Below are 11,093 nucleotides of genomic sequence, written 5' to 3'. Positions count from 1 at the left end.
ACGCGACAGGTGGCAGGTCCGGCAGGGCAAGGTCTCCGCCCCGATCCGGCTGGCCCCGGCGACGATGTTCATCCCGTGCAGGGCTCCCCCTCCCTTGCCCAACCCGTCCCAGGCGGGTCGGCCATCGTCGCCGACGTGGCAGTTCGTGCAGCGGGGATGGGTCGCGACCGGCTCGATGCGGTCCCACGCGGCGAGGCCATCCAGCGCGGCGGAGTCCGGCTGCTGCGCGGCACCCGCAACGGCAACGACCGAGAGGCCAAACGCCAGCGCCGCGCAGACAACCGCGCGGCGCCAACCAAATACCTTACAGTGAAAGAGGCCCGTCTTCAGAATTCCACGACGGCGCGGATCGACTTGCCTTCATGCATCAGTTCGAAACCGTGATTGATCTCTTCCAGCTTCAGCTTGTGGGTGATCATCGGGTCGATCTCGATCTTGCCGTCCATGTACCAGTCCACGATCTTGGGCACATCGGTACGGCCCTTTGCGCCGCCGAAGGCAGTGCCGCGCCAGACGCGCCCGGTTACAAGCTGGAAGGGCCGGGTCGAGATCTCGGCGCCCGCGGGGGCGACACCGATGATGATGGACTCCCCCCATCCCTTGTGGGCGCATTCCAGTGCGTCCCGCATGACCTTGGTGTTGCCCGTCGCGTCGAATGAATAATCCGCCCCGCCCTTGGTCAGCTCGACCAGATGGGAAACGATGTCGCCGTCGATCTTCTTGGGGTTCACGAAATCGGTCATTCCGAAATGGCGGCCCATCTCTTCCTTGTCGTCGTTCAGATCGACGCCGACGATCTGGTCAGCCCCCGCGAGCTTCAACCCCTGGATCACGTTGAGCCCGATGCCGCCCAGCCCGAAGACCACGCAGCGCGCGCCGATCTCCACCTTGGCGGTGTTGATCACCGCGCCGATGCCCGTCGTGACGCCGCAACCGATGTAGCAAATCTTGTCGAAGGGCGCGTCCTTGCGCACCTTGGCCAGTGCGATTTCGGGCACGACCGTGTGGTTGGCGAAGGTGGAGCAGCCCATGTAGTGGTGGATGGGTGTGCCATCGAGCATGGAAAACCGCGTCGTGCCATCGGGCAGCAGGCCCTTGCCTTGGGTGATGCGGATCTTCTGGCAAAGGTTCGTCTTGCCCGACAGGCAATATTCGCATTCGCGGCATTCGGGAGTGTAGAGCGGGATCACGTGATCGCCCGGCTCCAGCGTGGTCACGCCTTCGCCCACTTCCAGTACGACACCCGCCCCTTCATGGCCGAGGATGGCGGGGAAGATCCCTTCGGGATCGTCGCCGGAACGGGTGAATTCGTCCGTATGGCACAGGCCGGTGGCCTTGATCTCCACCAGCACCTCGCCCCGCTTCGGGCCCTCGAGGTTCACTTCCATGATTTCAAGCGGTTTTCCGGCTTCGACAGCGACGGCGGCACGGGTCTTCATCATGGGGCATCTCTCCGGGTTCTGGTTGCGGGCCGAGAGGACCAATCGGGCCGCGGGATGTCAAGTGCGCCAAGGTCGCAGATGGCTCTGCCTCACGCGTCTGTCATCAGGCACGCACCGGGGCGTTCGTCTTGATCCGGCGCAGGATCACATTGGTCTGGGCCGAATTCACTACCGGCTGCATGAAGAGGAACTGTTCGAGAAAGGCGTTGTAGCTGTCGATATCGCGGCACAGGACCCGCAGGTGATAATCTGCCTGACCGGTCGTGGCATAGACGTCCATCACCTCGTCCCGCTGCCGCACGGCGGCGATGAAACGGTCCAGCGCCTCGGTGTCGTGGCGGGTAAGATGCACATGCACGATGGCCTCGAACCCGAGGCCCAGCGCCTGCGGGTCGACCACGGCGGCATAGCGGGTGATGATGCCCGCCTCCTCCAGCGCCTTCACGCGCCGCCAGCAGGCCGAGGCGGAGATGTTCAACTGCTCGGCAAGCTGGGCATTGGGCAGCCGGGAATCCCGCTGCACCAGCAACAGCAGTTTGCGGTCGGTGTCGTCCATGCGCGAATTATCCGCTTTTCGTCCAGATACCGGACAATCCTTTCACATTGTTATGCGCTGCGCACCCGAAAAGAACGCATTCCGCGCCCGCCCTGCGCTATGCTGGAAACAGGAGGACCCCATGACCGAACCCGCGCCCGATTTTATCCGCTACCGGTTGGACGACCGCTACACCGCCACCTCGGGGCGGGTCTTCATGACCGGCACGCAGGCGCTGGCGCGGATCATGCTGGATCAGGCCCGCCGCGACCGGGCGGCGGGGATGAACACCGCCGGCTTCATCTCCGGCTATCGCGGCTCGCCGCTCGGTGGGCTGGATCAGGAATTGTGGCGCATCGCGAACCGGCTGCATGAGAACCGCATCCGCTTTTTGCCGGCGGTGAACGAAGATCTGGGCGCCACCGCCGTTCTGGGTGCGCAGCAGGCGCATCTGGACCCGCAGGCGCAGGTCGAAGGCGTCTTTTCGATGTGGTACGGCAAGGGCCCCGGCGTCGACCGGTCGGGCGATGCGCTGAAACACGGCAACGCCTATGGTTCGGCCCCGAAGGGCGGCGTGCTCGTCGTGGCGGGGGATGATCACGGTTGCGTCTCGTCCTCCATGCCGCATCAATCCGATGTGGCCTTCATGTCGTGGTTCATGCCCACGCTGAACCCCGCCTCGGTCGGGGAATATCTGACCTTGGGGGAATACGGCATCGCGCTTTCGCGCTTCACCGGGACATGGGTGGGGTTCAAGGCGATCTCGGAAACGGTGGAATCTGGGGCCAGCATCGCGCTCCCGCCGGATCGGCAGTTCCGCCAGCCGGATTACACCGGCCCCGAAGGCGGCCTTCATGTCCGGCTGGGCGATCTGCCCTCGCCGCTGATCGAAACGCGCCTGCATGACAAGCTGGAGGCGGTACAGGCCTTTGCCGAGGCCAATCCGATCGATCGCCATGTCTATGACATCCGCGAGGCCCGCTATGGCATCGTCACAACCGGGAAAGGACATCTCGACCTGATGGAGGCGCTGCGCCTTCTGGGATTGGACGAGGCCGCCTGCCGCAGGCTCGGCATCGACATCTACAAGATCGGCATGGTCTGGCCGCTCGCCCGGCGCGACGCGCTGGAGTTCATGCGGGGTAAACGCGAAGTTCTGGTGATCGAGGAAAAGCGCGGGATCATCGAAAGCCAGTTCAAGGAGGCGTTCTACGACTGGCCCGGCTCCAAACCGGAACGGATGGTCGGCAAACATGACGAGAAGCTGCGCGAACTCGTACCTTGGACGGGGGAGCTTTCGCCGCTTTTGCTGGCACCCATCGTGGCGGCGCGTCTCGCCGCCTTCTTCCCCGAAGAACACCTGCCCGAAAAGGCCGCCGCCCTGACCGACACGCCGCCGCGCTTGCTGAACGTCTCTGGTGCCACCCGCACGCCCTACTTCTGCTCGGGCTGTCCGCACAATACCTCCACCCGCCTGCCCGAAGGGTCGTCTGCCAATTCAGGCATCGGCTGTCACGTGATGGCCAGCTGGATGAACCGCGAAACCGCCGGTTTCGCGCAGATGGGCGGCGAAGGGGTGCCTTGGGTCGCAAGCTCGATGTTCAACGGCGGACGGCACGTGTTTCAGAACCTCGGCGAAGGTACATGGTATCATTCGGGCTCGCTGGCGATCCGTCAGGCCGTCGCCGCAGGTACGAACATCACCTACAAGATCCTCTATAACGACGCCGTCGCCATGACGGGCGGCCAACCCGTCGACGGCCCGGTGACGGTACAGGGGATCGCACAGGCCGCCCGCGCCGAAGGCGTGACGCGCATCGCTCTCGTCTCGGACACGCCGGAAAAGTTCCTCCGGTCCGACTTCCCGGCGGGCACCAGCTTCGATCATCGGCGCGACCTCGATACCGTGCAGCGCGAGTTGCGCGACATCCCCGGCGTGACCGTCCTGATCTACGAACAGACCTGCGCCACCGAAAAACGCCGTCGCCGCAAACGCGGCCTGATGGAGGACCCGGCGAAATTCGTGATGATCAACGATTTGGTCTGCGAAGGCTGCGGGGACTGCTCGGTTGAATCGAACTGCCTGAGCGTTGAGCCCAAGCGTACTGAATGGGGCACCAAACGGCAGATCAACCAGTCTACCTGCAACAAGGACTATTCCTGCCTGAACGGTTTCTGCCCCTCCTTCGTCACCGTCGAAGGCGGAAAGCGGCGGCGGAAGAAGGGCGTCGATCTCGATCCGCTGACGCTGGCCCATGCCCTGCCCCAGCCCGATCTGCCAAAGCTCGACACGCCGTATGATCTGCTCGTGACGGGGGTGGGTGGCACCGGCGTCGTGACCGTCGGAGCGCTCATCACCATGGCTGCCCATCTCGAAGGACGCGGCGCATCGGTGCTGGATTTCACGGGTTTCGCGCAGAAGTTCGGCACGGTGCTCGGCTATGTCCGGCTCGCAGAAACGCCCGATGCGCTGCATCAGGTCCGCATAGAGGCGGGGGCCGCCCATGCCGTGATCGGTTGCGACGCCGTGGTCAGTTCAGCGTCCAAAGCCTCCGCCCACTACCGCAAAGGAACGCGCATGGCGCTGAACCGGGCCGAGATGCCAACCGGCGATCTGGTGCTGAACCGCGATGCGGATCTGCGCATCGATGACCGCGAAGCCGCTATCGCCTCTGTTGTGGGGGCCGAAAACCTCAGCGCCTTTGACGCGAACCGCATGGCGCAAACACTGATGGGCGATGCGGTCTTTGCCAACGTGATGATGCTCGGTTTCGCGTGGCAAAAAGGGCTGGTGCCCGTCTCGCTCATGGCACTGGAACAGGCGGTCGAGCTCAACGGCGTTGCCGTCGATAGCAACCGCGAAGCGCTCGCCTACGGGCGCATCATGGCCGCAGACCCCGGGCGGCTCACCCCCGTGCTGCCGCAAGAGGAACCTGCCGACGAAAGAATCGACACCCTTGTTGCGCGCCGGGCCCACTATCTGACAGGCTATCAGAATGCCGCCTACGCCCAGCGCTACCGCGACACACTGAGAAACTTCGCCAATGCACTGCCGAATGGCACAGAAGCGTTGCAAGCCCCTGCCGCGCGCGCGCTCTTCAAGCTCATGTCATACAAGGATGAATACGAAGTCGCGCGGCTGCATCGGGACGCGGGCTTTGCCAAACGCATCGCCGAGAATTTTGAGGGGGACTACAAGGTGCATTACCACCTCGCCCCCCCGCTTTGGCCCACCGGGCGCGATACCCGCGGCCGCCCCCGGAAACGCAAGTTCGGCCCGTGGATGGATACGGTCTTCGCCCTGCTGGCACGCCTCAAACCCCTGCGCGGCACTTGGGCCGATCCTTTCGCCTATGGCGCTGACCGCAAGCTCGAAATCTCTCTTGTCGGCTGGTACGAGGATTTGCTGTGCCGCGTTCCGGCGCGCGTCACACCCGATACGCTGGACAGCATGCGCGCCGTGCTCGAAGCACCGATGGACATCCGCGGCTACGGTCCGGTGAAGGAAAAGGCCGCCGAAGAAGTCCGCGCCCGCGTCGACACCCTGCTGGCCGAACCCGGCTGAGATTCACGCCCCGCGACGCCCCCTTCACCCTTTCAAAAATACTCACAAGCGGTGACCGGGCCGCCCGGGGCAACGCCGCCGAAGGAAAACCCGCCAAGGCTCAGGGCAGAATTTCGGTGTTGAAATCACCCCGCAAGGCCGCTTCGAGCAGTTCCAGATCGGGCGAACAATCGCGGTATTGATAAAGCTTGCCGGGCGGGATGACGAAGGCGTCACCGGGCTGCAGGGCGCGGTCCTCCTCACCCTCGGCACTCAGCGTCATGTTGCCTTCCATGACGAAAGTGAAGTGGATGTCGGCGTCATGCCGTGCCGGCGGGGGCGTTCCGCCCTCGAACCGCGCCACCTGAATGCCTGCGACGCCCTTGGTGCCTGCCGTGATCCCGGTATCCCGGGCGACAAAGCCCGGAATGCGAAAGGCCTCCCAAGCGGCGCCTTCCCGGACATGATGCACAAAGACCTGACCGTCCCATTCGCGCGCCGGGTCGCCCCGCCCGTTGGGCAAGGTCATCTCGTGGTCGATAGTCGTCACATGTTCCGCCGGCACACCGATTTCGATCACCTCGATGTCCGGTGACGCATGTACGACGCGGTGGCGGATACCGGGGGGCTGGGTCACGCAATCGCCCGCGTTCAGGCGGATCAACGCGTCGCCCTGATCTTCGTAGTAGATGTCGACCCAGCCACGGTAGCAATAGATCAACTGAAAACCGACCGTATGGTAATGGACCATGTCCGGCACCGGCCCCCCGTCCGGGATGCGGATATGGCTGGCGATGATCGAGCCGCCCAGCCGCGACGGGATGAGATCGCGGTAATGCATGCCCGCACGTCCGATGACCCAAGGCGCCTCGTCCCGCAACCGGCGCACGGCGAATTCGTGCTGCGTTTCGGGCTGGTCCACCGATGGGGTCAGCGGCACAACCTCCACCCGCGTGCCATTGGGCGCGGTCAGGCTGCGCGCACCACCGGCGAAATCATCGGGGCTGTCCGTCAGGATGCGCAGCACGCCGGGCGGCACATCCGCGCCCTTCTCGATCCGGACCCTGAGGCCATGGCCGGAAAAGCTCGCCACCGAAGGATCATCCGCCGGGAAGATCGTTTCCAACCGCATCCCGAGGGTTCGGGTGAAGAAGGGCAGATCGTCGCGCAATTCCTGCGTGGGCAGCAGGACTTCGGCCTGGATGTCGGACGGCGGCATGGAAACTCCGATGGGGATGAGTGTCGTGCGGATTGGTATCACACGGGACGCGGCACGCAATATTCCGGGCGGGATTGTAAGGCCCCCCTGCCGCTTTCCGTCAAACCGATTGACCGTTTCGCCCTCCTGCAGCACTCTGGGACAGGGGCACCGCGATACCTGACGCCCCCCGGAACCAAGGGAGTTCATCGCATGAACTTGACATACCGCCCCGCAACCGCACTGGGACTGATCCTCGGCCTCGCGCTGGCCGGTACCGGCGTCGCTGCCGCCGAGCTCGTGGTTGGCATGCAGCAGGAACCCACGACGCTGGACCCGACAGCGGATGCCACCGCCTCCATCGATGCGATGCTGACGCAGAACGTCTTCGAATCGCTGACCATCGTGAACGAAAGCGGCGAGGTGGAGCCCAACCTCGCCACCGGCTGGGAGGTTTCGGATGACGGTCTGACCTATATTTTCACGCTGGCCGAGGGTGTCACCTTTCACGACGGTTCGACCTTCGATGCCGAAGACGTCGTCTTCTCCTTCGATCGCGCCATGGCCGAAGACAGCGTGAACCCCTCCAAGGACATCTTCAAGACGATCAAGGATGTACGCGCCATCGACCCCCGCACGGTAGAGATCGAGCTGTCCGAAAAGGATGCCTTCTTCCTCTTCAACATGGGTCAGGGTGACAGCGCCATCGTGGCAAAGGAAACAGTAGACACCAATGCCACCGATCCGGTGGGCACCGGCCCCTTCAGGTTCGATGGCTGGACCCGCGGCGACCGGCTGACGCTGGTGAAGAACCCCGATTACCGCGATGCGGGCGATGTGGCGCTCGACCGGGTGGAATTCCGCTTCATCTCCGATCCAGCGGCGGCGACGGCGGCAATGATGGCCGAGGAGTTGGATGCCTTCCCCGGTTTTCCCGCCCCTGAACTGCTGCCCCAGTTCGAGGCCGATCCGCGCTTCAACGTGAATATCGGCTCGACCGAGGGCGAAGTCATCCTTGCGATGAACAATGCCAAGCCCCCCTTCGACAACCCCGACGTGCGCCGTGCCGTGGCCACGGCGATCGACCGCGAAGAGATCATCGAAGGCGCCATGTACGGGCAGGCCCTGCCCATCGGCAGCTTTTACCCGCCGCATGGCACCGCCTATGTCGATCTGACGGATGCCTATCCTCACGACACGGCCAAGGCCCGGCAGATGTTTGAATCCGCGGGTATCGCGGGGCAGACGATGACGCTGCGCGTGCCGCCCTTCCCCTATGCCATGCGCTCTGCCGAGATCATCCAGAGCCAGCTTGCCGAAGCCGGCATCGACGCCAAGGTGGAGAACGTCGAATGGGGTTTCTGGATCGACGAGGTCTACAAGCAGAAGAACTACGACATGACGATCATCGCGCATACCAGCCCCAACGACATGGGCAATTTCGCGCGCGGTCCCGACTATTTCTACGGCTACGATGACCCGCAATTCACCGCCCTGTGGAACGATATCCAGACCGAAGCGGACCCGGAGCGGCGCAACGAGTTGTTGCGCAAGGGTCAGCAATACCTGAGCGATCAGTCGGTGCACGCGTTCCTGTTCCAGCTTCCGCTGCTGGGCATTTTTGCCAAGGATGTCGAAGGCTACTGGGCGTCGTCGCCCGTGCTTTACATGCCGCTCAAACAGGTGAGCAAAGGCGGCTGAGCCCGCCGAAGCGGCCTGTGCGCCGAGACGCAGCGCAGGCCGCCCGGGTAAGGACGCTGGAACCGGATGGGATATTTCCTTCTTCGACGGACGGCGGGATTCATCGCCACGCTTCTGGTGGTGTCGCTGGTCGTCTTCGGGATCATGAACGTCCTGCCGGGCGATCCTGCGCTGACGATCCTCGGGCTCGATGCCACGGATGATGCGCTGGCGGCCCTGCGCACTCAGCTTGGCCTCGATGCGCCTGTGCATCTGCGATACCTGTCGTGGATCGGCAATGCGCTTCAGGGCGATCTGGGGCAGAGCCATTCGTTCCGCGTTCCCGTCTCCGGGTTGATCGCGGAACGGCTGCCCATGACCATCTCGCTGGCGGTGGCGGGGATGCTGCTGACGATCGTGATCGCGCTCGGGCTGGGCATCGGCGCTGCCGCGCGCCACGGCGGCCCGGGCGACTGGGGGGTAATGTTCCTCAGCCAGCTCGGCATCGCCATTCCGGCCTTCTGGCTGTCGATCCTGCTGGTCCTGCTTTTTGCGGTGAAACTGCGCTGGCTGCCGCCCGGCGGCTTTCCCGGCTGGTCCGATCCGGTCGCCGCGATGCGGGCCCTGCTGCTGCCCACCATCGCGCTCGCACTGGTGCAATCGGCGGTGCTGGCCCGGGTGACACGCTCCTCCGCGCTGGAGGTCATGCGCCAGGATTTCGTGCGGACCGCCCGCGCCAGCGGATTGTCGCGCCGGCGCACGCTCTGGCGGCATGTGCTGCCCAATGCACTGGTTCCGATCATCACCATCGTCGGCATGCAGTTCGCCGCACTGGTCACGGGAACCATCGTGATCGAGAACGTCTTTTACCTGCCCGGTCTGGGGCGGCTCATCTTCCAGTCCATCGCCAACCGCGACCTGCCGACCGTGCAAGCGCTTGTCATGCTCTTCGCGGCCATCGTGGTGACGGCGAACTTTGTCGTGGATCTGCTCTATGTGGTGATCGACCCCCGACTGAAGGCACGGGCCTGATGCGCGCCCTGCCCGCCAATTTCATCCTCGGCGCCGTGCTGGTATCGATCGTGGTGGGCATCGCCGCCCTGTCATTGGTCTGGACACCGTGGGACCCCACGGCGCTCAATATCCGAAACAAGTTCGCCGACCCCTCGGACGCGCATTGGCTGGGGACGGACCAACTGGGTCGCGACGTGGTATCGCAGTTGATGGCGGCGGCCCGCAATTCCATGGCGGTGGCGCTGATCGCGGTGCTCGCCGGGGGCGCTATCGGCGTCTCGCTGGGGCTGCTCGCCTCCGCGCTCGGTGGCTGGGTGGAGGATATCGTGATGCGGCTGGCGGACCTCGGCTTCGCCTTTCCCGCCCTGCTTTTCGCGATCATGCTGGCGGCGGTCTTCGGCCCGTCGCTCACGAATGCCGTCATGGCCATCGCCTTTATCAACATCCCGGTGTTCGCCCGGGTGACCCGTGCCTCGGCCAACCAGATCTGGACACGTGACTACGTCGCCGCGGCGCAAGCTGCAGGGCTCAGCCGCTTTGCCATCAGCCGCGACCATATCCTGCCCAATATCGGGGCTGCGGTGATCGTGCAGGCCACCATCGAATTCGCTGTCGCCATCCTCGCCGAAGCGGCACTGAGCTATCTTGGTCTCGGCGCCCAGCCCCCCGCATCCAGTTGGGGGCGGATGCTCGCAGAGGCGCAGACGCTCATGTACCTCGCCCCGCAACTGGCCATCTACCCGGGGCTCTGCATCGTTGTGGCGGTGCTGGGCTTCGGGCTTCTGGGCGACGGTTTGCGCGACATCACCGATCCGCGGCTGTCCAGGGCGCGCGCCGCATGATCGAGTTGCAGGATTTCTCCGCCGCCTTCGGGCCCGCCGTTGCCCTGCGCAGCGCCAGCCTTCGGATCGAGAGGGGCCAGCGGCTGGGCGTCGTCGGTGAAAGCGGTTCCGGCAAGACGATGCTGGCCCTCTGCCTGATGGGCATGGCCCCCGAAAGCGCGCGGCTGACGGGGCATCTGCGCATTGACGGTCGGGATATGACCCATGCGCCCGAGACTGCTTGGCAGGCCATGCGCGCCCGCCGCGTGGCGATGATCTTTCAGGAGCCGATGTCGGCGCTGAACCCCTTGCGCCGCGTCGGCGACACGCTGATCGAACCGATGCGCGTTCAACTGGAGATGACCCGGGGCGCGGCCCGGACCCGGGCCCAGAGCCTGCTGGAAGAAGTCGGCATCCCCGAGCCGGAGGCGCGCCTGCGCCAGTTTCCCCACGAACTCTCCGGCGGGCAGCGGCAGCGTGTTCTGATCGCACTCGCCTTGGCCTGTGATCCCGATTTGCTGATCGCGGATGAACCGACCACCGCGCTCGACGCCAATGTGGCGCTGCGGATCACCGATCTGCTGGTTCGGCTGGCAGAGGAGCGGGGCATGGCGCTGGTCTTCATCAGCCACGATCTGGCGGCGGTGGCGCGTGCCACGCGGGACATTGTGGTGATGTACGGCGGCGACATGGTCGAACGGGGCACGACCCGCAGTGTGCTGGACGACCCGGCCCACCCCTATCCCCGCGGCCTGCTCGCCGCCCGCCCCGATCCGGTGCCGGTGCCGCGCGATGCCTCGGGCCGCCGCCGACGCTTGCCCGCGATCCCCGGCACCGGATCGGGGCGGGCGGCGAGCAG

At 64.9% G+C, this 11,093-nt stretch carries 9 protein-coding genes; 6 read left to right on the top strand and 3 right to left on the bottom strand.

Translation table 11 applies throughout. The annotated features are described in order from the left end of the window. Nucleotides 1-384: hypothetical protein (locus A3728_RS23825; protein ID WP_236630596.1), on the top strand; the 384-nt coding region annotated here is incomplete at its 5' end. On the opposite strand, the gene A3728_RS21350 is transcribed toward A3728_RS23825, so the two are convergent. Both A3728_RS21350 and A3728_RS21345 read right to left on the bottom strand, forming a co-directional pair. After that, nucleotides 327-1,439: an S-(hydroxymethyl)glutathione dehydrogenase/class III alcohol dehydrogenase gene (locus A3728_RS21350; protein ID WP_067928556.1), complete on the bottom strand. Its 1,113-nt coding sequence runs from the start codon at nt 1,437-1,439 to the stop codon at nt 327-329. The genes A3728_RS23825 and A3728_RS21350 overlap by 58 nt on opposite strands. A 106-nt stretch (nt 1,440-1,545) precedes the next feature. Next, nucleotides 1,546-1,998, bottom strand: a complete 453-nt coding sequence (locus tag A3728_RS21345; RefSeq protein WP_067928551.1) for an Lrp/AsnC family transcriptional regulator — start codon at nt 1,996-1,998, stop codon at nt 1,546-1,548. Nucleotides 1,999-2,119: 121 nt separating this feature from the next. On the opposite strand from A3728_RS21345, the gene A3728_RS21340 reads away from it, so the two are divergent. Next, entirely contained in the window at nt 2,120-5,542 is a 3,423-nt protein-coding gene (locus tag A3728_RS21340) for an indolepyruvate ferredoxin oxidoreductase family protein (protein ID WP_067928547.1), read from the top strand. 100 nt (nt 5,543-5,642) lie between these two features. Here A3728_RS21340 and A3728_RS21335 read toward each other — a convergent pair whose 3' ends face one another. Then, entirely contained in the window at nt 5,643-6,740 is a 1,098-nt protein-coding gene (locus A3728_RS21335; protein ID WP_067928544.1) for a cupin domain-containing protein, read from the bottom strand. 192 nt (nt 6,741-6,932) lie between these two features. Here A3728_RS21335 and A3728_RS21330 point away from each other — a divergent pair, with 192 nt between their 5' ends. The 4 genes from A3728_RS21330 to A3728_RS21315 form a co-directional block, all read left to right on the top strand. Then, the gene (locus A3728_RS21330) at nt 6,933-8,420 is read left to right on the top strand and encodes an ABC transporter substrate-binding protein (RefSeq protein WP_067928541.1); all 1,488 of its coding nucleotides are present in this window, start codon (nt 6,933-6,935) and stop codon (nt 8,418-8,420) included. A gap of 66 nt (nt 8,421-8,486) precedes the next feature. Further along, nucleotides 8,487-9,431 carry an ABC transporter permease gene (locus A3728_RS21325; RefSeq protein ID WP_067928536.1) on the top strand — a complete coding sequence of 315 codons (945 nt, stop codon included), beginning with the start codon at nt 8,487-8,489 and terminating at the stop codon, nt 9,429-9,431. Then, nucleotides 9,431-10,255, top strand: coding sequence for an ABC transporter permease (locus A3728_RS21320; protein WP_067928534.1), 825 nt, complete (start codon nt 9,431-9,433; stop codon nt 10,253-10,255). The genes A3728_RS21325 and A3728_RS21320 overlap by 1 nt, the downstream gene beginning before the upstream one ends. Then, the coding region (locus tag A3728_RS21315) for an ABC transporter ATP-binding protein (RefSeq protein ID WP_067928530.1) at nt 10,252-11,093 on the top strand (842 nt) is incomplete at its 3' end. The genes A3728_RS21320 and A3728_RS21315, both read left to right, overlap by 4 nt.

The sequence above is a fragment of the Sulfitobacter sp. HI0040 genome (genome assembly GCF_001634885.1).
GTDB lineage: Bacteria > Pseudomonadota > Alphaproteobacteria > Rhodobacterales > Rhodobacteraceae > Sulfitobacter.
Note: the sequence above shows the minus strand (reverse complement) of the source record. Positions and strands in the feature narration are given on the sequence as shown.